Origin of the sequence: Burkholderia contaminans, assembly GCF_029633825.1 — a bacterium.
In the GTDB taxonomy this organism is placed as follows: domain Bacteria; phylum Pseudomonadota; class Gammaproteobacteria; order Burkholderiales; family Burkholderiaceae; genus Burkholderia; species Burkholderia contaminans.
This window is the reverse complement of the sequence record NZ_CP090641.1, coordinates 238,220-261,370: the sequence shown is the minus strand read 5'-3', so window position 1 is coordinate 261,370 and position 23,151 is coordinate 238,220. Positions and strand designations below refer to the sequence as shown.

Sequence of the window (23,151 nt, the reverse complement as noted above, 5' to 3'; positions counted from 1 at the left end):
GATCGATCGTGCCGGCGTATCGCTTCCTGGCGTCGCGATGCCATCGAAGGTGAAATGAAAACCGGATGAAAGCATTCGCGTCGCGTTGCGTTTTCAAACCGCCCCGACCGGCAAAAACGCCACCCGCGGGAAAAAATATTCAGGCAGAATAAACCGCCGTGTCGTTTCGGACTGGAAAACAAATAATCAATGAATTGAACATGCCGGGGCATATCCCCGGAATTCGGGGGAATGCCATGTTCGTCTTCTGGGGGCGGAAGTTAGTCTATCGCAAGCAGGGCTATGTAGCGGACTTCTGTCCGATTTGCAGAGCCCCGCGTACATTCGAATTGCAGCGGGTCGGCTCTGCCGGTCATGTCTACAACATCTCGGTTGGCGAAGGGCGGCTGGTCGGATATCAGCGAACTTGCCAGGCGTGCCGAACGCCGGTCAAGAGCGAGCTGTCCACCTATGCAAGCGTGTCGCCGAAGCCCGCGCCGCTGCCCGAGCTGACCGCGCGGACCTTTCCCGATCTGGAATCGGCATGGAGAGACCGGCTCGTCCTCGAGGAGCGGGTTCGCACTGCGCTCCCGTCTCTGCAGCCCGACGAGCGACAGGCTTTGATTCGCGATCCGTTCGTGGTGCTATCGACGAAGGCCGAGCGTTATTTCGCATCGAGCCGCATCAATTGGCGCGACATACTTGCGATCTTCGTCGCGTTCGCCGTCGCGATCGTAGGGTCCGTGACGGTGGGCATGGTCGCACCGGACGCGACGAACTACGGCATCTATTTCTTCATCGCGCTTGGCATATTGATCGTCGTCAGGCAAATCAAGGCGACGGGGCGTCGTTACATGGTCAAGCAGATTGTCCCGCCCCTCGCATCTGCGCTCGCACCATTGCAACCGACCCGGGAGGAAATCGATTCGGCGTTTCGCGAACTGGGTCTTTCACAGCCGCGGATGGCGCGCAAGTTGCCGATCGAGGCGTTGCTGTCGAGCCTGTCCGGCAAGCATGCCGCGGGGCTCGGCGATGCGGGTACTGCACGCTGAGGTAACCGTACGCGCCTGACGGCGATTGAAAGCAAGCAGCAAGTCATCTCGTTCTTCGGCCGCGAAGCACAAATATTTCGCAGTCCCGCGACGGATTTCCGGGCGCTCCCGCGTTGAACGTGGGTACGCACCGCGAGAGAACCCGTCATGGACCACCCGAACGACATCACGCCGGCCGCGATCGCGCTGAACCGATTCGGTCTCGGCGCGCGGGCCGACGAAGCGCCGCCAGCGGACCCGAAGGCAGCGCTCGTCGCGCAATTCGACCGTTACGACGCGCGGCCGGCCGCATGGACCGGCGAGCCGGACGCGGTCGCGCTCGCGACGCGCTTCGCGAACGCGCGCAATGCGATGACGGCCAACGATCCGGCAACGAAGCGCGCGACCGAGCAATCGATCCGGCGCGACGGCAACGACGCGTATCGCAGCGCTGTCGTCGCGCGGATGAACAGTGCGCTGAATACGCCCGCACCGTTCGTCGAGCGTCTCGTGCATTTCTGGGCGAACCATTTCGCGGTGTCGGTCGACAAGGGGCCGGTGGCGGCCTATGCGGGCGCGTTCGAACGCGACGCGATCCGCCCGCACGTGCTCGGCCGTTTCGAGGACATGCTGGTCGCCGTCGAACAGCATCCCGCGATGCAGCTCTTCCTCGACCAGGCGCGCTCGGTCGGCCCCGACAGCCCGGCCGCGCTGCGTGCCGAAGCCCGCAATCCGTCGGCCAAACGCGGGCTCAACGAGAACCTCGCGCGCGAAATCATGGAACTGCATACGCTCGGCGTGCGCACCGGTTACACGCAGGCCGACGTGACGGAATTCGCGCGAGCATTGACCGGCTGGAGCATCGCCGGCGGGCGCGGGCCGCAGCCCGGCGATGCGGTGCCCGGTGCATTCGTGTTTCGCCCGAACCTGCACGAACCGGGCACGCGCACGGTGATGGGCCGCACCTACGATCAACCGGGCGAAGCGCAGGCACGCGCGATCCTGCACGACCTCGCGCATTCGGAGGCAACCGGCCGGCATGTCGCGTTCCAGCTGGCCCGCCATTTCGTCGCCGACAATCCGCCACCTGCGCTGACCGACCGGCTGGCCCGCGCGTTCGATTCGAGCGGCGGCGATCTGCCGACCGTCTACCGGGCGCTCGTCGAAGCGCCTGACGCGTGGTCGCCGGTCAACCGCAAGTTCAAGACGCCGTGGGAGTGGGCCGTGTCGTCGCTGCGCGGGCTCGGCTGGCGCGACGCGGGCGACCTGAAGGTCGCGCCGCTGCTCGCGCAGCTCGGCCAGCCGGTGTGGCGGCCCGGCTCGCCGGCCGGTTACGACGACATTGCCGCGAGCTGGGCCGCACCCGACGCGCTCGTGCGTCGTGTCGAGCTCGCGCAGCGCCCGCCGCGCGCACGGGCGACCGGCTCGACCCGCGCACGCTCGGCAACACGCTGCTCGCCGGTTCGTTGAGCGCGCCGACGGCGACCGCGCTGTCGCGCGCCGAAAGCGCGACCACGTCGCTCGCGCTGTTGCTCGTCTCACCCGATTTCCAACGGAGATGACCATGGCACTGTCCCGCCGACAATTCCTGAGCGTGGCCGCCGCCGGCGCAGGCGCGATCCTCGTCGCACCGCGGATCGTGTTCGCGAACGTCGAGACCGATCGGCGCTTCGTGTTCGTGATCCAGCGCGGCGCCGCCGACGGCCTGAATATCGTCGTTCCGTATGCCGAGCCCGCGTATGCGTCGCTGCGCGGCCCGCTCGCGATCGACACGGCAGCCGCGACGCGGCTCGACGGCACGTTCGCGCTGCATCCGTCGCTCGTGCAGACCGCGCAGTTGTACCGCGACGGGCAGGCGCTGTTCGTTCATGCGATTGCGTCGCCGTATCGCGACCGCTCGCATTTCGACGGGCAGAACGTGCTCGAGACGGGCGGCCGCGAGCCGTACCAGGTGAAGGACGGCTGGCTGAACCGGCTCGCCGCGCTGCTGCCGGCCACGCGTGAAAGCGCGATTGCGTTCGCGCCGACCGTGCCGCTCGCGTTGCGCGGCACCGTGCAGGCCGCGTCGTACGCGCCGTCCGGTTTGCCGGCCGCGCCGGACGACCTGCTCGCACGCGTGTCGGCGCTCTACGAGGCCGATGCGCAGCTCGGCCCGTTGTGGCAGTCGGCGATGGACGCGCGCGGCCTCGCCGGAGATGCGCATGCGCGGCAGGATCCGGCGGGCGTCGGCAAGCTCGCCGCGACGTTCCTCGCGCGCGACGACGGCCCGCGCATCGCGATGATCGAGACGGGCGGCTGGGACACGCACAGCGCACAGAACGCACGGCTCGCGAATCAGCTCAAAGCGCTCGACACGATGATCGCCGCATTGCGCGATGGCCTCGGGCCCGCATGGCAGCAAACCACGGTGCTGGTCGCAACCGAGTTCGGCCGCACGGCGGCCGCGAACGGCACGGGCGGCACCGATCACGGGCAGGCATCCGTCGCGATGCTCACGGGCGGCGCGGTCGCGGGCGGCCGCGTGATCGCCGACTGGCCCGGTTTGCGGCCGGGCGACCTGTACGAAGGGCGCGACCTGAAACCGACCGCGTCGCTCGACGCGCTGATTTCGGGCGCCGCCGCCGAGAGCCTGCGGCTCGATCCGCGCCGTACCGCGTCCGCGCTGTTTGCGCAAAGCGATGTGACGCGGCCGATGAGCGGGCTGATTCGCGGAGCCGCGTGACGCGCGGCGTTGCCGCTTCGGCAATGAATCCATCCACTACACAAAAGGGAGAATGCAAGATGATGAAGATCCGGTCCGTGTCGCTCGCCATGCTGGTGACGGCCAGTGCGGCGCTGATGTCCGCATGCGTGGTCGAACCCGTGCGGCCGCCGCAGCCGGCGCCCGTCGTCGAGGTGCCACCGCCGATGCCTGCGCCGGGCTATCGCTGGGCGAGGGGGCACTACCGGTGGGCCGGCAATCACTGGGCATGGGTGCCCGGGCACTGGGTGGGGGTGTACTGATCGCGCGAGGCGTGACGTGCCGCGTGATTCAGGTGCCGGGCAGCGTATTGAAATGCGACGTGCGTTGACCTAAGCTTCCGGATCGCGGCGACGGGCATGCCCGTTCACCCGTCATGGCGAGCCGATCCGCGGCCACCGTTTTCCTCGTTACGGCATCCACATGAAAGCATGGCTCGTTGTGCTGGCCGTCGCGGCCGGCATGACCGGCGCGCACGCCGCGTCGTTCAACTGTGCGAAGGCATCCACGTTCGTGGAACGCGAAATCTGCACCAATCCGACGTTGTCGCGTCTCGACGATGCGCTCAACGCCGATTACCAGCACGTCGTGGACGACTTCGCCAACTACCCGGTCGAGGATCCGCCGGAATATCACTCGTTCATCGCCAGCCAAAAGGCGTGGCTGAAGGCGCGCAACCGCTGCACGACGACGCAGTGCCTGATCGACAGTTACCGCAAGCGCATCGACGTGCTGTGCGGGCAGATCGACGTGCCGGCCGAAAGCGACCGCGCGAAATGCCGCGGCAACGGCGGCCTGGGCGGGCTCGAACTCGCTCGCTGAGCGCGGACGCGTCGCGCGAGCCGCGACGCGTCGGATCGGCGTGCACCTACCACCCGATCCGATGCTTCTCCTCCGTCTCGCGATGCCGCCAGTCGTCGTCCGCGTGCAGGTACTGGCTGGTCGTCGTGAGCGACACGTGGCCGAGGTTGTCGCGCACGAGCCGCAGGTCGACGCGGCCATCGGCCATGTGCGAGCCCGCGCTGTGGCGCAGCCAGTGCGCGGACGCCTGTTCGAGCACGCGCGCCTGCTGCTCGCCGGCTTCGCCGTTCGCACGCAGCCGGTCGGCCGCGTGCCGGAACACCTGCTTCACGATCCGGTGCAGCGCGGCGCGCGTGAGCGGCTTGTGCGCGTGGCCGACCGGCAGCACGAGCGGCGTGGCCTCGCCGTCGGACGGCAACGCGGGCAGGCCGTGCGCACGCCGGTAGCGCGACAGCTCGGCCATCATCTCGTCGGTGGCCGGCACGAGCCGCTGCCGGCCGCCTTTGCCCGTCACGTCGAGCCACCAGCGGTCGCGCCCGTCCGCATCGCGCCGGCAGAAGAACTGGCCCATCGTCGTGTCGGCCGCTTCGGTGATGCGCAGCCCGCCGAGATACAGCAGCGTGAACAGCCAGCGCGCGCGATCGGCATGGAAGCCCGCCCGCGCGTCGTCGCGCGGCATCGCGGCGATCGCATCCTTGACCGATTGCCACAGCGGCTGCCCGAGATGGCGCGTGACGCGCGGCGCGGGCCGGCGCTGCCGCTGGCGCGACAACGCGAGCGGATTGCCGGCGAGGTAGCCGGCCTGCACGAGCCACGAGAACATCACGTTCAGGATCACCAGCGCCTGCCGTTGGCTGGCCGCCGACAGCGCCCCGTAGAACGGCCGCCAGCGCGGATCGTCGCGCGGATGCTTGCGTCCGCCGTTCGCGCACCACAGCTCGGCCGGCGCGGGTGCGAGCAGGAACTGGCGGTAGACGACCAGATCTTCGTGCGTGAGCGACGACAGCGGCTTGCCGCACGCGATCACGGCCCACAGCAGCAGGCGTTCGGCTTCCTTGCGGTAGTTCTGGAACGTGGTCGGTGTATCGACGAAGCGGGCGAGCCACGCGCGCACCGCGTCGAGGTCGTTGGTCGCGGCAATCTGCGGATGCGCGCTGCTCGAGCGGTTGGTGCCCGAGCGTCCGTCGAGCGCGGCCGGCACGGTCAGCGCATCGATCGGCAGCGGGCGCAACGCGGTGTCGGACGGAACGGGTGAGGTCATGTGAAGCGAGGTGCGCTGCGCGGATCGTACGCACGTGAAAGGGCGGACGAGCACAACGCGATCAGGCATGTCGGGAAGCGCCGATGGTACACGATCGGCACACGGTGAATCCGCCGTCGACAGCGATCGCCTGACCCGTGACGAAGCGTGCGGCGGGCGAGCACGGCCACGTCATCGCTTCCGCGACGCCGCGCGGTTCGCCGGGCATGAAGGGGGCATGATTGCCGTAAGGTGTTTGTGAACTTTCTTGTCGTGAGGGCCTCTAATCGGCCCTCCAACGCTTCCAGAGGAACACCCGATGATTCGCCCATCCAGAACGCTGCTCGGCGCGGCCGTCATTGCCGGCAGCACGCTCCTCGCCGGATGCCAGACCGACGCCGTCGCCACGTCGGCGAACGCGGTGCGCCCGGCCGACAGCAAGCCGGTGACCAGGACCGTGTATGTCGCGCCGCAATCCGCGCGCTGCACGGGCGTCGCGCCGATGGAGTGCCTGCAGGTGCGCAACGCCCCGAACGAGCCGTGGAGCCTGTGGTACGCCGGCATCGAAGGCTTCGCGTACCAGCCCGGCTACCTGTACACGCTCGAAATCGACGAGTACCGCGTCGCGCAGCCGCCGGCCGACGGTTCGTCGATCCGCTGGGTGCTCAAGCGTGTCGTCGAGCGCCGCCCGGCGAACTGACGGCCGCGCTCACGCGGACGGGCGCGCGGCCGCACTCGCCGGCGGCGCGGCCGTATCGATCCGCCGGAACACGACGGACGACAGCAGCGTCACCACGCCCATGCACGTGAACGACAGCATGAACCCGTGCGCCATGGAGCCCCAATAGGCGGCAAACAGGTTGACGAGGCCGCCGCCGATCGACACCCCGAGCCCCATCGCCAGCATCTGCATCATCGTGAACAGGCTGTTGCCGCTGCCGGCGTCGGCATGCGACAGCCCCTTCAACGTCACGCCGTTCATCGCCGCGAACTGCATCGAGTTCGCCGTGCCGAACACGATCAGCAGCGCGCTTTCCAGTAGCGGCGCGGGCCGCACCGACACCAGCGCGAATCCCGCGATCGCGCACCCGACGATCCCCGTGTTCACGACCAGGAACGCCGCATAGCCGAAGCGCTTCACGAGCGGCGCGATCCAGCGTTTTGCGATGACGCCCGCGATCGCGGCCGGCAGCATCATCATCCCCGACTGCAGTGGCGTATAGCCGAGCTGTACCTGCATCAGCAGCGGCAGCATGAACGGCACCGAGCTCGTGCCGATCCGGCACAGCAGGTTGCCGAGCAGGCCCGAGCCGAAGTTCGGCTCGCGGAACAGCCCGAGCCGGAACAGCGGCTGCGCGCGGCGCCGTGCATGCGGCAGGTAAGCAAGCGCGCTCGCCAGCCCGAGCACGGCGAGCCCGGCTGCCCATGCGGCGCGATGCGTGGGCACCGGCGGGTCGATCGCGAGCGACAGCGCGATCATCGCGAGCGACAGCAGCGCACAGCCGACGAAGTCGAACGGCGGCGGCTGGTGCGCCTGGTCGTGCGGCAGGTAGCGCTGTACGGCGACGAAGCCGACCACGCCGACCGGCACGTTGACGATGAACACCCAGTGCCACGAAATCGCCTGCGTGAGCCAGCCGCCGAGCGTCGGCCCGACGATCGGGCCGAGCTGGCCGGCGGTCGACACGAACGCGATCGCCGCGACGTACTGTTCGCCCGGCACGCGGCGCAGCACGGCGAGCCGGCCGATCGGCAGCAGCATCGAGCCGCCGATGCCCTGCAGCGCGCGCGCGGCGACGAGTTGACCGAGCGTATGCGACGCCGCGCAGCCGATCGACGCCAGCACGAATACGAGGATCGCGAGCGAGAACACGCGGCGCGTGCCGAACCGGTCTGCAAGCCAGCCGGACGCCGGCGTGAGCATCGCCATCGTCAGCGTATAGACGACCACGACGGGCTGCATCGCGAGCGGCGACGCATGCAGGCTTTGCGCGATCGAAGGCAGGGCGGTATTGACGATCGTCGTGTCGAGCGACTGCATGAAGAATGCAGCGGCGACGATCCAGAGCAGCGCGGAGTGTGTGGGTTCCCGGGACATGGCGAAATCGGTGGTGCAAAGGCCGGCGCGGGTGGCGCCTACACGCGGTTGCGCGGCGCCTGCCGGTCTCCAAGCGCACGATGGTACCGATTCCGATGGTCATCGGGAAGCTGCCTTAAGTCGTTGACTGTCATCGGCATTGCCGATGACAATGCGCCATGCTCAATCCCGTCTGGCTCAACACGTTCGCGACCGTCACGAACTGCCGCAGCTTCACCGAAGCAGGCCGGCAGCTCGGGCTCAACCAGTCGAGCGTCAGCGAACACATCCGTCGTCTCGAGGAGAGCGTCGGCCGGCGGCTGTTCGTGCGCGACACGCATTCGATCGCGATGACGGCCGACGGCGAGGCGCTGCTCGTGCATGCGAACGTGATCCTGCAGGCGCTGAACCGCGCGGAATCGCAGTTCCGCAAGCCGAGGCTCAAGGGGCGGGTGCGCCTCGGCGCGCCGGACGACCTCGCGCTCGTCGCGTTGCCGGACGTGCTCGCCGGGTTTCGCGCCGCGCACCCGGACGTCGCGCTGGAGATCACCACCGGCATGACGAGCCGGCTCTACGAAGGGCTGGACGCGGGCGCGCTCGACCTGATGATCGGCAAGCGGCGGCTCGGCGAACGGCGCGGCACGCCGCTCTTGCGCACGCGGCTCGAATGGGTCGCGCGGCCTGGCACCGTCGTCGATCCGGAGCGGCCGCTGCCGCTCGTGCTGGTCGCCGAGCCGAGCGTGACGCGCGCGATCGTCCTGAACGCGCTCGCGGAGAAGGGGATCGGCTGGGAAGTCGTGTGTTCGAGCAGCAGCCAGCCGGGCTGCATCGCGGCCGCCCGCGCGGGGCTCGGCCTGACCGCGACGTCGCACTATCTGTCGACGCGCGGGCTCGCGCCGCTGGTCAACGGCGACGCGCTGCCCGTGCTGCCCGACATCGAGTTCATCGCGCTGGCCGCGAAGCGGCTCAGCCAGCCGGCGCGCACGCTGCTCGAATTGCTCGAAGCGAGCGACCTGAGCACGCCGGGCGCGGACGCGTAACGGGCCTGCCACACGCGCGGCACCCGCATCGGGCGCCCGCGCCGCGTGCCGTCATGCGGCCCGTTTCTGCGAAATCACGAGCAGCGCACCGTTCTTGTCCTCCAGCACCGCACGGTATTCGTGCGGCCCGGCCTGCACGGGCACGCGCACCGATGCGCCGGCCTTGACCACGCGCGCCATCGCCGCATACAGGTCGTCGTCCTCGTCCACGCGCAGCGTGAGCGCCGCACGCTCGACGATCTGCTCGTCGCCCGCCACCAGCGCGATCGTCAGCGGACCGCCGTCGAGCGCGCAATAACGGTCGCCGTCGCGAAACTTCACGTTCAGGCCCAGCCCGTCGACGAACAGCGGCAGCGCCTTGTCGATGTCGTCGACCGGATACAGCAGCATCGATACCTTCATTCCCGCTCTCCCTTGTCGTTGGTCGGTGCGCGCCACGCGCCCGCCGTTCGATGCTAGCGCGCCGTCCGCGCGCTCACGCAGTCCGATCGGATGACGGTGAAACCCCTCTGTCCCCGCGGGCGCGCCGGTACTCCGAACAGACGATGCCCGCGCCCGTGCGCGCGCCGACACTCCCATTCGTGGACCGTCGCGCTTCGTCCGTATCGTGCGGGCGGGCTGCACGACCCGACTCGTCCAACAACCATGGAGACGCACGCAATGAAGTTTTCCCTCATCTACGAAGCCCAGACCACCGACGCATCGCGCGAGGGCGACCACCGGGTATTCAAGGAGACGGTCGAACAGGCGCTGCTCGCCGAGCAGGTCGGCTTCGACACGATCTGGTGCGTCGAGCACACGTCGCTGACCAACTATGCGCACATGAGCGCGCCGGAAACCTTCCTTGCGTACCTGGCCGGCCGCACGACGCGCATCGGCCTCGGCCACGGCGTCGTGTGCCTGCCGCCGGCGATGAACCACCCGATCAAGGTCGCGGAGCGCGTCGCGCTGCTCGACATCCTGTCCGGCGGCCGCGTGCACTTCGGCGTCGGCAAGGGTGGCAGCCAGCAGGAAGCCGGTGCGTTCGGCTACGACCTCAACGAACTGCAGCCGATGATCGACGAATCGATGTACCTCGTGCCGAAGATGTTCGTGCAGGACGAGATCGAGCACGACGGCAAGTACATCAAGGTTCCGAAGCGTCCGATCCACCCGAAGCCGTTCCAGGATCCGCATCCGCCGATGTACCTCGCGTGTACCAACACCGACGCGCTGCTGCGCGCCGGCCAGCGCGGGATGGGCGCGCTGGTGCTCGGTTTCGGCGGCCCCGACGAAGTCGCGAAGAAGAACGCCGTGTATCGCGAAGCGTGGGCGAACCGCAAGCCGGAAGACCAGGTCGGCTTCCGCCCGACCCAGCACCTTGCCGCGCTGTGCCCGACGGTCGTGATGGCCGACGGCCAGGCCGCCCGCAAGATCGGCATCCGCGGCCAGCGCTACTTCATGGAATCGCTCGCGTACTGGTACACGGGCGGCGAGCGTCCGGACCCGGCGAAGTGGGGCGACGACCTCGTGCAGGCCGACACCGGCGAGATGGTGATCCGCTCGCGCTTCGCGTCGGAGGAAGTCGTCGTGAACTTCGCCGACCCGGCGCTCGCGATGATGAACCCGAACCATGCGTACGGCACGGTGGACGACTGCATCGGCTATGTCGGCCGCCTGCAGGAAGCCGGCGTCGACGAAGTGCTGTTCCTGTGCCAGATGGGCACGGTGCCGCACGACGCGCAGATGGAGACGATCCGCAACATCGGCGAGCACGTGATCCCGTTCTTCAACAAGGAGAAGGAGCGCGCTTGCGCGTGATGTTCGAGGCCGCGCCCGTCGTCCCGTCCGGTCGGACGATGCGGCGCGGTCGCGCGAAGCCGACCATCGGTGGTGGCGAGCATCGCCCGCGGCCAGGCCGCGCCGAACAACTTTGAACGAGAGCGGGGCAGGCGCCGCGGCGCGGCCCCCGTTCCACAGGAGACATTCGTGCATCGCGACAACGATTCGAACGCACTGGCCGCCACGCTGATCGCCCGGGCCGAGGCACTGGCGCCGACGCTGGCCGGCCGCGCCGCGCAGGCGGACGCGCAGGGCCGGATCCCGGCCGAGACGATCGCCGACATGCAGGCCGCCGGCTTCTTCAAGGTGCTGCAGCCGAAGCGGTACGGCGGCTACGAGCTCGATCCGCAGGCCTTCTTCGACATCCAGATGGCGCTCGCGCGCGGCTGCATGTCGACCGCGTGGGTGTACGGCGTCGTCGGCGTGCACAACTGGCAGCTCGCGCTGTTCGACGAGCGCGCGCAGCAGGACGTATGGGGCAACGACCCGGCGACGCTGATCGCGTCGACCTACATGCCGGTGGGCCGCGTGACGCCGGTCGACGGCGGCTTCCGCCTGTCGGGCCACTGGAAGTTCTCGAGCGGCAGCGAACTGTGCGAGTGGGTGTTCCTCGGCGCGCTGGTGCCGGCAGCCGTTGCCGGCCAGCCGCCCGAATACCGCACTTTCCTGCTGCCGAAATCCGACTACCGGATCCAGCAGGACTGGGACGTGCTCGGCCTGCGCGCGACGGGCAGCCACGACATCGTCGTCGACGACGTGTTCGTGCCCGCGTACCGCACGCACAAGGCGATCGACGGGATGATGGGCACGAGCCCGGGTCTCGCCGTCAACGATGCGCCGCTGTTCAGGCTGCCGTTCGCGCAGATCTTCGTGCGCGCGGTGTGCACGTCGTGCATCGGCGCGCTGCAGGGTGCACTCGACGATTTCACCGGCTATGCGGCCACGCGCGTATCGGCCAACAGCGGCGCGAAGACGACCGACGATCCGGGCGCGCAGAACGCGTGCGCGAACGCGGCCGTCGCGATCGACGAGATGCAGGTGCTCCTCAAGCGCAATTTCGCGGAACTGATGGCGTCGGTCACCGGCGGCCCGGCCGTGTCGATCGAGCGCCGCGTGCATTTCCGCTACCAGTCCGCACAGGTCGCCGAGCGCTGCGCGCAGGCCGCGAACGCGCTGCTGCGCTACGCGGGCGGCAACGGCATCTATCACCGCAATCCGCTGGTGCGCCGCTTCCTCGACCTGCATGCGGCCCGCGCGCACTACGCGAACAACGTGGACCGTTTCGGCCAGAACCTCGGCGCGGTGATGCTGGGCCGCGAGAACACCGACTTCTTCATCTGACGAGGCCGAGATGAACGACCCGCAAGCACAGCAATACGTGTTCGACGTGGTGGTCGTCGGTTCGGGCGCTGGCGCGCTGCTCGCCGCGTGCCGCGCGGCCGACCGCGGCCTGTCCGTCGTCGTGATCGAGAAGACGGCGCTGTACGGCGGCACGTCTGCCGTGTCGGGCGGCGGCATCTGGGTGCCGTGCAACCACCACATCGCCGAGCTGGGCGCGACCGATTCGCGCGAGGCCGCGCGCGGCTACATCGAAGCGTGCGTGGCCGGCGAATCGACGCCCGAGAAGATCGACACGTATCTCGACCGTGCGCCGGAGATGCTGCGCTACCTGGAATCGAAGACGCCGGTGCGTTACCAGTCGCTGCCGAAATACGCGGACTATTTCCAGAAGGCGCCGGGCGCGATGCCGGGCTACCGCGCGCTCGATCCGATGCCGTTCGACGGCGGGCTGCTGGGCGACGAATTCGACCGGTTGCGGCCGGCGTCGCCCGGTACGCTGATCGGCGGGCGCGTGGCCGTGACGTCGAAGGAGGCGCATACGCTGTTTTCGCGCGGGCCGGGCTTCATGAAGCTCGCGATCGCGCAGTTCGGCCGTTACTGGCTCGATATCGGGATGCGCCGCCGCACGCGGCGCGACCGGCGCCTGACGCTCGGCAACGCGCTGATCGGCGGGCTGCGCCGTGCGCTGCTCGATCGCAACGTACCCGTGTGGCTCGACACGCCGATGCGCGACCTGCTCGACGTCGACGGCCGCGTGATCGGCGTGCGCGCGCAGCGCTTCGGGCAGCCGGTGACGATTGCGGCGCGCCGCGGCGTGATCCTCGGCGCGGGCGGCTTCGAGCGCAACCAGCCGATGCGCGAGCGCTACCTGCCGCAGCCGACGCAGGCGCAGTGGAGCGCGACGCCGCCGGCCAACACCGGCGACGCGATCGCCGAAGGCCATCGGCTCGGCGGCGCGCTGGCGCTGATGGCGCACGTGTGGGGCGCGCCGACGGTCGGTGTCGCGGGCGAGGAGAAGCAGCGCGCGCTGTTCGTCGAACGCAACCTGCCGGGCTGCGTGATCGTGAACCGCCTCGGCAAGCGCTTCGTCAACGAAGCCGCGCCGTATTCCGAATTCGTGCCGGCGATGTATCGCGACCATGCGCGTACCGGCGCGAACGTACCCGCGTGGATGGTGTTCGACGCGCGGTTTCGCCGCAAGTATCCGTGCGGGCCGATCATGCCGGCGTCGATGATGCCCGATTCACGGATTCCGGCCGCGTTCCGCGACGTGATCGTGAAGGCCGTCACGATCGACGCGCTGGCTGCGCGCATCGGCGTCGACGCCGCCGGCCTGCACGACACGCTGCGCGACATGGCGCGCTATGCGGTCACGGGGATCGACGAAGCGTTCGGCAAGGGCGACAACCTGTTCGACACGTACTACGGCGATCCGCGGAACAAGCCGAACCCGTGCCTCGGGCCGGTCGACCAGGCGCCGTTCTACGCGGTGCGGATCGACGCGGGCGACATCGGCACGAAGGGCGGGCTCGTCACCGACGTGCACGCCCGCGTGCTGCGCGCCAACGGTGAGCCGATCGACGGCCTCTATGCGATCGGCAACACCAGCGCATCGATGATGGGCGCGAGCTACCCCGGCGCGGGCTCGACGCTCGGTCCGGCGATGACCTTCGGGTATCTCGCCGCCGACCACCTGGCTGCTCGCGCAGCCGACGCCGGCGGCCGGCCCGCCCGGCCATCCACGACTGAACTTGACGGAGTCCAATGATGAGCGATCTCACCCCCCATCCGCTGCGCACCGACATGCTGCTCGCGATGCGCCGCCTCGCGCGCTCCGTCACGGTCATCAGCAGTGCGCACGACGGCCGGCGCTACTCGATGTCCGCGACGGCGGTCGATTCGCTGTCGACCGATCCGCCTTCGCTGCTGATCTGCATCAACCGCAGCGCGTCGCTGTATCCGCCGCTCGACGCGGGCGCCGGGTTTTGCGTGAACGTGTTGTCGGCGGCCCACGAAGGCATCGCGATCGATTGCAGCGGCCGCCTGAAGGGCGAGGCGCGCTTCACGACCGGCGACTGGCATACGTCGGCGCTCGGCGTGCCGTACCTGCGTGACGCGCAGGCGAGCCTCGTGTGCGAGCAGGACGGCCGTTTCGAATACGGCACGCATACGGTGTTCATCGGGCGCATCCGCGAGGTGCTGATGAGCGGCGACGTCGATCCGCTCGTCTATCTCGACGGCGCCTACACGACGCCCGGCGCGCCGGTGGCCCGTGCGGCCGCGTGACGTGAGGAGCCGGCCATGAGCGATTCGCGCTTCCATCGGCTGACCGTGGCCGACGTGATTGCCGAAAGCGACGACGCGTGCTCGTTCGTGTTCGACGTGCCGGCCGCTTTGCGCGACGCATTCGCGTACCGGCCCGGTCAGTTCCTGACGCTGAACGTGCCGTGCGCGGATGCGCCCGTCGCACGCTGTTACTCGCTGTCGAGCGCGCCCGGCATCGACGCCGCGCCGAAGATCACCGTCAAGCGCGTGCGCGACGGCCGCGCGTCGAACTGGCTGTGCGACCGCATTCGCGCGGGCGACGCGCTCGACGTGCTGCCGCCGGCCGGCGTATTCACGCCCCGCACGCTCGATGGCGACCTGCTGCTGTTCGCGGGCGGCAGCGGCATCACGCCGGTGCTGTCGATCCTGAAATCGGCGCTCGTGCACGGACGCGGGATGCTGACGCTGATCTACGCGAACCGCGACGAACGATCGGTGATTTTCCGCGCCGAGCTGCAGCAGCTCGCGCAGCGCCATCCGGGCCGTGTGCGCGTGATCCACTGGCTCGACAGCGTGCAGGGCATCCCGCAGCAGCGCCATCTCGAGGAACTCGCCCGGCCGTTCAGCCAGCAGGAGACGTTCATCTGCGGGCCCGCGCTGTTCATGGAGAACGCGCTGGCCGCGATGCTCGGCCTCGGGCTGCCGCGCTCGCGGGTACATGTCGAGCGTTTTGCATCGCTGCCCGATGCACCGGCACCGGGGGCGGCGTCGGCGGATGCGACGGCGTCAAGCGTTGCAGCGGCGGCCTCGGCATCCGGCGACGGCGCGGCGATCGAGACGGTGCTCGACGGCGACGCGTTCGCGTTCGACAGCGCCCCCGGCGAAACGCTGCTCGACGCGATGCTGCGCGCGGGCGTGCCGGCGCCGAATTCCTGCCGGATGGGGCAGTGCGGCGCGTGCATGTGCCGGATCGAGCGTGGCGAAGTCGCGCTCGACAGCAACCACGTGCTCGACGACGACGAGATCGCGGCCGGCTGGACGCTCGCCTGTTGTGCACGGCCCGCGAGCGATGCGCTGCGCGTGGTGTTTCCCGACTGAGCCGTCGCGCGCCGGCGGCGCGCACGGCCACCCTGATCTAAGACGATGGACAACGAAATCCTGACCACGCCCGCGCTGATCGCCCGGGCAGCCGCGCGCCACGGCGCGCATCCGGCGATCGAGTCGGAGCATGGCCGGCTGACCTACGCGGAACTCGACGCGGCGCGCGTCGCCGCGGCCCGCGCGCTGCTCGCGAGCGGTATCGAGACAGGCGACCGCGTCGCGGTGTGGGCGCCGAACCTGCCGCAATGGATCGTCGCGGCGCTGGCGATCCACACCGTCGGCGCGATCCTCGTGCCGGTCAATACGCGGATGAAGGGGATGGAGGTGGGCGGCATCCTGCACGACGGCGGCGCACGGTTGCTGTTCTGCTGCGGCACCTTCCTCGGCGAATCCTATCCGGCGATGCTCGCGCCGCACCGGCCCGCGACGCTCGAGCGCGTAGTCGTGTTCGACGGCGAGCCGCTGGCCGGCGCGCGCGACGAGACCTGGGACGCATTCCTCGCGCGCGGCGCCGAGGTGCCGCTGGCCGCGGTGCGCGAACGCGAGGCGCAGGTCACGCCCGACACCGTGATGGACCTGATGTTCACGTCCGGCACGACGGGCCGCCCGAAAGGCGTGATGACCGCGCACGGCCAGAACCTGCGCGCCGCGCAGGCGTGGGCGGCGATCGCCGGCGTGCGTGCCGACGACCGCTACCTGATCGTCAATCCGTTCTTCCACACGTTCGGCTACAAGGCCGGCTGGCTCGCTGCGCTGTCGAGCGGCGCGACCGTGCTGCCGCATCTCGTGTTCCAGCCGGCCGACGTGCTGCGGCGCGTCGCCGACGATCGCGTCTCGGTGCTGCCCGGCCCGCCGACGCTGTACTACGCGCTGCTCGACGCGCCCGATCGCGCGACGCGCGACCTGTCGTCGCTGCGGATCGCGGTGACGGGCGCAGCGGCGATCGCGCCGAGCCTGATCGAGCGGATGCGCGCGGAACTCGGTTTCGAGACGGTGCTGACCGGCTACGGGCTGACCGAATCGTGCGGCTTCGCGACGCTGTGCCGCCAGGGCGACGATGCGCAAACCGTTGCCCATACGTCGGGGCGCCCGATGCCGGAGGTCGAGTTGCGCATCGCGGGCCAGGGCGGCGCGCCGCTCGGGCCGGACGAGACCGGCGAGATCTGGGTGCGCGGCTACAACGTGATGCGCGGCTACTTCAACCAGCCGGACGCGACGCGCGAGGCCATCGATGCGGACGGCTGGCTGCATACGGGCGATCTCGGCTGCGTCGATGCGAACGGCAACCTGAAGATCACCGATCGCATCAAGGACATGTTCATCGTCGGCGGCTTCAACTGTTACCCGGCGGAGATCGAGCGGCTGCTCGCCGCGCATCCGGCGATCGCGCAGGTTGCGCTGGTCGGCGTGCCCGATACGCGGCTCGGCGAAGTGGGGCACGCGTATGTCGTGCTGCGGCCGGGCGTGCACGCCGACGCCGACGAACTGAACGACTGGGCCCGCCGCAACATGGCGAACTACAAGGTGCCGCGGTATTTCACGTTCGTCGAGCAACTGCCGACGAGCGCGGCCGGCAAGGTGCTGAAGTACCGCCTGCGGGCGGGGACCGAAGCGGCGGCATGAGCGTGGGCGCCGCCGCGACACACGAACGGGATGAGCGCATGAACGACAACGGGTTTGCGCAGGGCGCGGTGCTGGTGTTCGGCGGCAGCGGCGGGATCGGGCAGGGTGTCGCGCTCGAGTTTGCGCGTGCCGGCGTGCCGGTTGCGGTGGGCTATCGGAGCAAGGCCGACGTGGCCGAGCGCGTGGCGCGCGACATTCGCGGCGAAGGCGTCGCGGCCACCACGCACTGCGCGGACGTGACCGATCCCGCACAGGTCGATGGCGCGCTCGCGGCGGCGATCGACGCGCATGGCCGCGTGCATACGGTCGTCTGGGCGGCCGGGCCGTTCGTGAACCAGCGTCATATCGGCGACATGACGCACGACGACTGGCGCCGCGCGATCGACGTCGAGACGGTCGGCTTCTTCGTGGCGGCGAAGGCTGCGTTGCCGCACTTCCGTGCGTCGGGCGGCGGATCGTTCGTGACGCTCGGGTCAGCCGGGCACCTGCGCTGGCCAGATCGCGACGGGCTGTCGGTCGCGCCGAAGGCGGCGAACGAGGCGCTGGTGAAAGGGCTGGCGCGCGAGGAGGGGCGTTACGACATTCGCGCGAATTCGATCCTGGTCGGTGTGATCGAGGCCGGGATGTTTCCGGTGCTGCTCGAACAGGGGCAGTTCGACCAGGCGTGGATCGACGAGACGCAGAAGATGCTCGCGCTCAAGCGCTGGGGGAAGGCGCACGATGTCGGACGGGCGGCGGTGTTTCTGGCGTCGGATCGGGCCAATTACATTACCGGGCAGCAACTGAATGTGTCCGGAGGTTATGGGTTGTAGCGGGGGCAAACACGCCTGTCTGGGCGACCGCGCTCGAGCGTCGGTCGTCATCGGCGTCGACATGCCCCCTCTTCAGATCGTCGACGGCGCCGGCCGAAACGTCGATCGGCGTTCGTTTCGGCTCGCCTGTCACATCGGTACGTGACGCGGACAAGATGCATGCGCACGCATCGGTATTCACCCTCATCGCCACGCGCAATCGCGCATCGGCCACGCGCTCGAGCAGCACGAGGTCACATCCTTGCAACGTTTCCTGCGCACGTTGCGCCGCGTGTACTTGACGGCAACGACGACTCGCACGCGCTGAAGTCCGTCCCGCCTCGTTCAACACGCATTGCGGCATCGATGCGGACATCTCGGCTCGCGTGTCCCGGCTTTGTCTGCCGAATAAGGATGCGTTCCTGAAACATTTCCTCCGATTACACGCCGCGTGACCGCCCGTGTTTTGACGTGACGCTTGTTCCGCTTCGGTTCGAGCGGCATGGCACGCGCTTTGCGGTTGACCCGGTGCCGCCGGTGCAAACGAAACACGCAACCACGATGAACGCATCGGCGGCACGCAACGACATCGAAACAAACGGGGAATCGGATCGGGGCGCGGGCGCCGCCTGGAGCGGTGTACATGCCGCGCATGTCGTATCGGTCATGCGCACGGGGCAACGCGTTCCCGGTCCGTCGAACAGCAAGCGTGCTTGCAAGGTGTCGTGCCGGGGTTCGCATCACGCAGGGCGGCGCAGGCCGCATGCGTTGGCGAGGCGCGCCCGGCACGTGTCGGGGGAGGCGCCCGTGAAAATGACGGTGAACCAATGGGCAGCGGTCGCGGTGACGTGCGCCGCGAGCATGCATGCATTCGCGCAGGAGATCTACCTGCAGGGCGGCACGCAGGGCGTCGGCATCGGCGCGGCCGTGAGCTTCAATTCGATGCTGGGCGCGCATGCGGACTTCAATGCGATCGATCTGTCGCATGACTTCACGGTGGCCGGCAATCGCTATCAGGACGACCTGAAGCTGCGCCAGGGCGGCCTGTACGCGGACATCTTTCCGTGGCGCGGCAGCGGCTTCCGGGCGACGCTCGGTCTGCGCTTCAACGACGATGATCTCCGTGGCGTATCGGTGCCGACCAATGGCTCTTACGTGTTCGGCGGCAAGCACTATCCGGCGATGCCGGGGATGGTCGCGGTGGCGGAAGCGCGCTATCCGACCGTGATGCCGTACTTCGGGATCGGCTACGGGCACCGGCCGGCTTCCAAGGGGCTGGGGTTCGTTGCCGATCTCGGCGTGGCGTACGGGATACCGAAATGTTCGTACACGCTGTCGCCTGAACTGGCAGCTGCGGCCGGGCCGGCGAAGAGCCAGATCCTGGCCTCGAGCGGGCTGGATTCGCTGCGGCAGGTGATGTCGCGCTATCGGTGGTACCCGGTTTTGCAGATCGGGATCTCGTATCGGTTCTGAGTGGTAGAGACGTCGTTGCGTGTGCCGAAACGGGCGTGGCAACGAGGGTTGGCAAGACTGCCGTTTGACGACCGACGCGAGTACGGCGCGCGGAGGCGGTGAATGCAGCCGTGTCGCTGCAGCGTGTGCGTGCGCCTTCACAAGACGGGGCGAATAGCCGATCGGCCGGCTTTTCTACCGTTCCGTTCCGGCTTACCTTGCAGACAGCAATTCGACCCGTCGGGCGAGCGGGGCATGCCGAGAGGATTCATGCGGCCCGTTGCCGTTCGCCGACGCCAATCACTGTCCTCCTTCCGTCAACGGCGATGATAACAATGATTGCAATTCGCCCTCGTAGCGCTATCATTGATATCAAACCCGGATGGAGGAACTCATGGCAAATCTACTGGTGCGTAACGTGGATGACAGTATCGTTCAGAGCCTGCGCGAGCAGGCTGCGGCAAATGGCAGGAGTGCCGAGGCCGAACATCGGGCCATCCTGGCCGATGCGCTCGGCCGGCCGAAGCGGAAGACATTTGCGCAAGTGCTGATGAGCATGCCCGATGTTGGCGACGACGCGGATTTTCAACGTGTTCAGGATTCCGGCGAGGCCAGGCGTGTATTTGATTGACACGAATATCATCAGCGAAATCAGGAAGGGCAAGCGAACCAACCGTGGCGTGCGGGCGTTTTTCAGGCAGGCCGCGGCGGACGCAAGCCCGCTTTATCTTTCCGTCGTAACGGTTGCTGAACTTCGCCGCGGCGTCGATCTGATCCGTCATCGTGGCGATCATCCCCAGGCGTCGGCGCTCGAGGCCTGGATGGCGACGATCCTGTCCGGCTATGCGCCGAACATCCTGCCGGTCGACATCGAGATCAGCCAGATGTGGGGGCATTTGCGCGTGCCCGATCCGACCCACGAACTCGACAAGCTGATCGCGGCCACCGCGCTGATCAACGATCTCACGGTGGTCACGCGCAACGTCGAGGATTTCGCCCGCACCGGCGTCAAGCTGCTGAACCCGTTCGACTGATCCGGGTTGCCGCGCTGCGGCAACCTGCACCTGCTTCCCGTCTCCTCCCGCATGCATAGCCCGTCCCACCGGGCTTGCGCGCGCACATGTGCCGCGCCAATTCCCCGCCGCCTCTCGTCCCAACAGACGATGTGACACCACCCCCGACCGGCCAGAATCCTTTCACGAACAACGGATTCTGAACCAGGAGGAGGCCGACATGATCGATGTCCGTGCGCTTGGCTATGTCGTCGTCGAGGCGACGCGCGTCGATGCGTGGCGCCGCTATGCGGAAGACGTGCTGGGCATGCAGGCGCTCGACGCGCCCGACGGCGCGCTGTACCTGAAGATGGACGAGCGCGATTTCCGCTACGTGATCGTTCCCGGCTCGACCGACCGCTATTTCGCGTCGGGCTGGGAGCTCCCCGACGGCGCCGCATTCGATGCCGCGCTGGCGGCACTGCAGCGCGCGGGCGTCGAGCCGGTGCGCGCCACCCGCGACGAAGCCGCGCTGCGCCGCGTGCAGGCGATGGCGTGGTGCACCGATCCATCCGGCAACCGCCACGAGCTGTACTGGGGCGCGCGCTGCGACTTCCGCCGCTTCGTGTCGCCGCTAGGCGTCGCGCGCTTCGTCACCGGCGACATGGGGCTCGGCCACGCGGTGCTGCCCGCGCCGCAGTTCGACGCGACCGACGCATTCGTGCGCGATGTGCTCGGCTTCGAGCTGTCCGACATCTATCGCGTGAAGTTCACGCCCGATCCGGCCGAACCCGAGAAACGCATTCACTTCATGCACTGCCGCAACGCGCGCCATCACAGCCTCGCGCTGTTCGAGATGGCCGTGCCGTCGGGCTGCGTGCACGTGATGGCCGAAGTCGACTCGATGGACGAAGTGGGCCGCGCGCTCGACCGGGTAGCCGCGCACGACGTGAAGATGTCCGCGACGCTGGGCCGTCACTGCAACGACCAGATGATCTCTTTCTACATGAAGACCCCCGGCGGCTTCGATCTCGAATACGGCTTCGGCGGCCTCACGGTCGACTGGTCGAAGCACGCGGTGTTCGAGGCCACGAAGGTGAGCCAGTGGGGCCACGATTTCAGCATCGGATACCGGTAAGCCAGCACGATGACGATGAAACCTCTCGACAAGATGATGTCCGCGCGCGACGTGGTCGCGCAACTCGCCGACGGCATGACGATCGGCATCGGCGGATGGGGGCCGCGGCGCAAGCCGATGGCGCTGGTGCGCGAAATCGCGCGCTCGAACCTGAAGGACCTGACGATCGTCGCGTACGGCGGCGCCGATGTCGGCCTGCTGTGCGCCGCGAACAAGGTGCGCAAGGTGGTGTTCGGCTTCGTGTCGCTCGACGTGATTACGCTCGAACCGCATTTCCGCCGCGCTCGCGAGCAGGGCCGCGTCGACGTGCTCGAACTCGACGAAGGGATGCTGCAGCTCGGACTGCGTGCGGCCGCCGCACGCTTGCCGTTCCTGCCGACGCGCGCCGGGCTCGGCACCGCGCTGCTCGATCACGCGCCGCAACTGCGCACCGTGCAATCGCCGTACGACGACGGCGAAACGCTGCTCGCGATGCCCGCGATCGAACTCGACGTCGCGCTGCTGCACGTGAACGCGGCCGACCGGATGGGCAACACGCGCATCGACGGCCCGGATCCGTTCTTCGATGCGTGGATGGCGCGGGCCGCACAGCGCTGCTACGTGTCGGCGGAAACGGTCGATGCGTCGCTCGCGAGCGAGGACCTCGACGCCGCCAAACGTAACCCGTTCGAGCGCTCGCTCGTCACCGGCGTCGTGCATGCGCCGGGCGGCGCGCACCCGACGTCGTGCGGGCCCGCCTACGGCTGGGACCTGCCGCACCTGCGCGCGTACTGCGCGAGCGCGGACGACGATGCGAAAACGACGGCGTACCTGCGCGACGTGGTCGGCCAGGACGAACGCCGGTACCTCGAAGGCGTCGGCGGCCTGTCGCATGTGACGACGCTGCCGTTGCCGATTCTGTAAAGGAGCGCCTGTGAGCGAATCTCTCGACCATTCCCTCGCGGAGTTGATGATCGTCGCGTCCGCGCGGCTCTGGCGCGACGACGGCGAAGTGCTGGCGACCGGCATCGGCACGGGCCCGCGGCTCGCGGCCGGCCTCGCGCGGCTCGCGTACAACAACGGGCTGATGCTGACCGACGGCGAAGCGTATCTCGTCGAGGAGCCGGTGCCGCTCGGGCCCCGCCCCGACGGCTATCGCGTGAAGGCGAGCGGCTGGATGACCTACGAGCGCGTGTTCGACTGCCTGTGGCACGGCCGCCGCCATGCGCTCGTGATGCCGACGCAGATCGACCGCTTCGGCCAGGCGAACATCTCGTGGCTCGGCGACGACTACGCGCGCCCGAAAACCCAGCTGCTCGGCGCGCGCGGCTTCCCCGGCAACACGACGAACCACGCGAACTCGTTCTTCGTCAGCGGCCACGGCAAGCGCACGTTCGTCGAACGCGAAGTCGACATGGTGTGCACGGTCGGCTACAACCCGGCGCGCCGGCTGCCCGGGATGAAGACCTTCGTCGACCTGCGCAGCATCGTCACCGACCTGTGCGTGATGGATTTCGGCGGGCCGGACCATGCGATCCGCGTGCGTTCGCTGCATCCGGGCGTGAGCTTCGACGAGGTGCAGGACGCGACGGGCTTCCCGCTGGTCGCCGCACCCGACCTCGGCACGACGCCCCCGCCGAACGCGGAAGACCTGCGCATCGTCCGTGCGCTCGATCCGCACAACCTGCGCGCGACGATCGTGCGCAACAATCCGGCGCCGCGCCGGGGATGAGGTCAGAC

General features: G+C 68.6%; 23 protein-coding genes and 1 pseudogene. 20 read left to right on the top strand and 4 right to left on the bottom strand.

The features are described from left to right. The first annotated feature begins 236 nt into the window (after positions 1-236). From LXE91_RS18990 to LXE91_RS18970, 5 genes and pseudogenes are all read left to right on the top strand, one after another. Positions 237-1,031 carry a hypothetical protein gene (locus LXE91_RS18990; RefSeq protein ID WP_135370714.1) on the top strand — a complete coding sequence of 265 codons (795 nt, stop codon included), beginning with the start codon at positions 237-239 and terminating at the stop codon, positions 1,029-1,031. Between the two features lie 147 nt (positions 1,032-1,178). After that, positions 1,179-2,572 (top strand): annotated as a pseudogene (locus LXE91_RS18985) (DUF1800 domain-containing protein). A gap of 2 nt (positions 2,573-2,574) precedes the next feature. Next, positions 2,575-3,732: a DUF1501 domain-containing protein gene (locus LXE91_RS18980; protein WP_039350919.1), complete on the top strand. Its 1,158-nt coding sequence runs from the start codon at positions 2,575-2,577 to the stop codon at positions 3,730-3,732. 62 nt (positions 3,733-3,794) lie between these two features. Continuing rightward, on the top strand, positions 3,795-4,013 hold the full coding sequence (locus tag LXE91_RS18975; RefSeq protein WP_039351253.1) for a YXWGXW repeat-containing protein: 219 nt from the start codon (positions 3,795-3,797) through the stop codon (positions 4,011-4,013). A 160-nt stretch (positions 4,014-4,173) separates the two neighbouring features. Further along, positions 4,174-4,572, top strand: coding sequence for a lysozyme inhibitor LprI family protein (locus LXE91_RS18970; protein ID WP_039350917.1), 399 nt, complete (start codon positions 4,174-4,176; stop codon positions 4,570-4,572). Between the two features lie 46 nt (positions 4,573-4,618). Here the strand turns inward: LXE91_RS18970 and LXE91_RS18965 are convergent, their stop codons facing one another. Continuing rightward, complete coding sequence (locus LXE91_RS18965) at positions 4,619-5,812, bottom strand: tyrosine-type recombinase/integrase (protein ID WP_039350915.1); 1,194 nt, start codon at positions 5,810-5,812, stop codon at positions 4,619-4,621. A gap of 61 nt (positions 5,813-5,873) precedes the next feature. Then, complete coding sequence (locus tag LXE91_RS18960; RefSeq protein WP_232352769.1) at positions 5,874-5,987, bottom strand: SDR family oxidoreductase; 114 nt, start codon at positions 5,985-5,987, stop codon at positions 5,874-5,876. 123 nt (positions 5,988-6,110) lie between these two features. On the opposite strand from LXE91_RS18960, the gene LXE91_RS18955 reads away from it, so the two are divergent. Next, positions 6,111-6,491: a DUF4377 domain-containing protein gene (locus tag LXE91_RS18955; protein WP_039350912.1), complete on the top strand. Its 381-nt coding sequence runs from the start codon at positions 6,111-6,113 to the stop codon at positions 6,489-6,491. A gap of 9 nt (positions 6,492-6,500) precedes the next feature. Here the strand turns inward: LXE91_RS18955 and LXE91_RS18950 are convergent, their stop codons facing one another. Beyond that, positions 6,501-7,889, bottom strand: a complete 1,389-nt coding sequence (locus tag LXE91_RS18950; RefSeq protein WP_039350909.1) for a DHA2 family efflux MFS transporter permease subunit — start codon at positions 7,887-7,889, stop codon at positions 6,501-6,503. A 158-nt stretch (positions 7,890-8,047) separates the two neighbouring features. Between LXE91_RS18950 and LXE91_RS18945 the strand changes: the two genes are divergently transcribed. Next, the gene (locus LXE91_RS18945) at positions 8,048-8,908 is read left to right on the top strand and encodes a LysR family transcriptional regulator (RefSeq protein WP_039350907.1); all 861 of its coding nucleotides are present in this window, start codon (positions 8,048-8,050) and stop codon (positions 8,906-8,908) included. 51 nt (positions 8,909-8,959) lie between these two features. Here the strand turns inward: LXE91_RS18945 and LXE91_RS18940 are convergent, their stop codons facing one another. After that, positions 8,960-9,310 carry a VOC family protein gene (locus LXE91_RS18940; RefSeq protein ID WP_039350904.1) on the bottom strand — a complete coding sequence of 117 codons (351 nt, stop codon included), beginning with the start codon at positions 9,308-9,310 and terminating at the stop codon, positions 8,960-8,962. A 258-nt stretch (positions 9,311-9,568) separates the two neighbouring features. On the opposite strand from LXE91_RS18940, the gene LXE91_RS18935 reads away from it, so the two are divergent. From LXE91_RS18935 to LXE91_RS18875, 13 genes are all read left to right on the top strand, one after another. Further along, positions 9,569-10,708: an LLM class flavin-dependent oxidoreductase gene (locus tag LXE91_RS18935; protein WP_046543630.1), complete on the top strand. Its 1,140-nt coding sequence runs from the start codon at positions 9,569-9,571 to the stop codon at positions 10,706-10,708. 168 nt (positions 10,709-10,876) lie between these two features. After that, positions 10,877-12,070 (top strand): acyl-CoA dehydrogenase family protein, encoded by a 1,194-nt coding sequence (locus LXE91_RS18930; RefSeq protein WP_039350896.1) that lies wholly within the window; start codon positions 10,877-10,879, stop codon positions 12,068-12,070. Positions 12,071-12,080: 10 nt separating this feature from the next. Further along, the gene (locus LXE91_RS18925; RefSeq protein ID WP_039350892.1) at positions 12,081-13,838 is read left to right on the top strand and encodes an FAD-dependent oxidoreductase; all 1,758 of its coding nucleotides are present in this window, start codon (positions 12,081-12,083) and stop codon (positions 13,836-13,838) included. After that, entirely contained in the window at positions 13,838-14,356 is a 519-nt protein-coding gene (locus LXE91_RS18920) for a flavin reductase family protein (RefSeq protein ID WP_081421049.1), read from the top strand. Before LXE91_RS18925 ends, LXE91_RS18920 begins: the two co-directional genes overlap by 1 nt. Before the next feature lie 15 nt (positions 14,357-14,371). Then, positions 14,372-15,433, top strand: coding sequence for a ferredoxin--NADP reductase (locus tag LXE91_RS18915; protein ID WP_039350887.1), 1,062 nt, complete (start codon positions 14,372-14,374; stop codon positions 15,431-15,433). A gap of 45 nt (positions 15,434-15,478) precedes the next feature. Continuing rightward, entirely contained in the window at positions 15,479-17,059 is a 1,581-nt protein-coding gene (locus tag LXE91_RS18910; protein WP_039350882.1) for a FadD3 family acyl-CoA ligase, read from the top strand. Positions 17,060-17,097: 38 nt separating this feature from the next. Next, entirely contained in the window at positions 17,098-17,871 is a 774-nt protein-coding gene (locus tag LXE91_RS18905) for an SDR family NAD(P)-dependent oxidoreductase (RefSeq protein WP_039351252.1), read from the top strand. A 792-nt stretch (positions 17,872-18,663) separates the two neighbouring features. Next, positions 18,664-19,323 carry a hypothetical protein gene (locus LXE91_RS18900; protein WP_046196544.1) on the top strand — a complete coding sequence of 220 codons (660 nt, stop codon included), beginning with the start codon at positions 18,664-18,666 and terminating at the stop codon, positions 19,321-19,323. 373 nt (positions 19,324-19,696) lie between these two features. After that, positions 19,697-19,933: a FitA-like ribbon-helix-helix domain-containing protein gene (locus LXE91_RS18895; protein ID WP_039351245.1), complete on the top strand. Its 237-nt coding sequence runs from the start codon at positions 19,697-19,699 to the stop codon at positions 19,931-19,933. After that, positions 19,920-20,336: a type II toxin-antitoxin system VapC family toxin gene (locus tag LXE91_RS18890; RefSeq protein ID WP_223274309.1), complete on the top strand. Its 417-nt coding sequence runs from the start codon at positions 19,920-19,922 to the stop codon at positions 20,334-20,336. Before LXE91_RS18895 ends, LXE91_RS18890 begins: the two co-directional genes overlap by 14 nt. 199 nt (positions 20,337-20,535) lie before the next feature. Beyond that, complete coding sequence (locus LXE91_RS18885) at positions 20,536-21,432, top strand: VOC family protein (RefSeq protein ID WP_039350875.1); 897 nt, start codon at positions 20,536-20,538, stop codon at positions 21,430-21,432. Between the two features lie 9 nt (positions 21,433-21,441). Further along, the gene (locus LXE91_RS18880; RefSeq protein ID WP_039350872.1) at positions 21,442-22,335 is read left to right on the top strand and encodes a CoA transferase subunit A; all 894 of its coding nucleotides are present in this window, start codon (positions 21,442-21,444) and stop codon (positions 22,333-22,335) included. Between the two features lie 10 nt (positions 22,336-22,345). Continuing rightward, the gene (locus LXE91_RS18875; RefSeq protein ID WP_039350869.1) at positions 22,346-23,143 is read left to right on the top strand and encodes a CoA-transferase subunit beta; all 798 of its coding nucleotides are present in this window, start codon (positions 22,346-22,348) and stop codon (positions 23,141-23,143) included. Positions 23,144-23,151 lie beyond the last annotated feature (8 nt).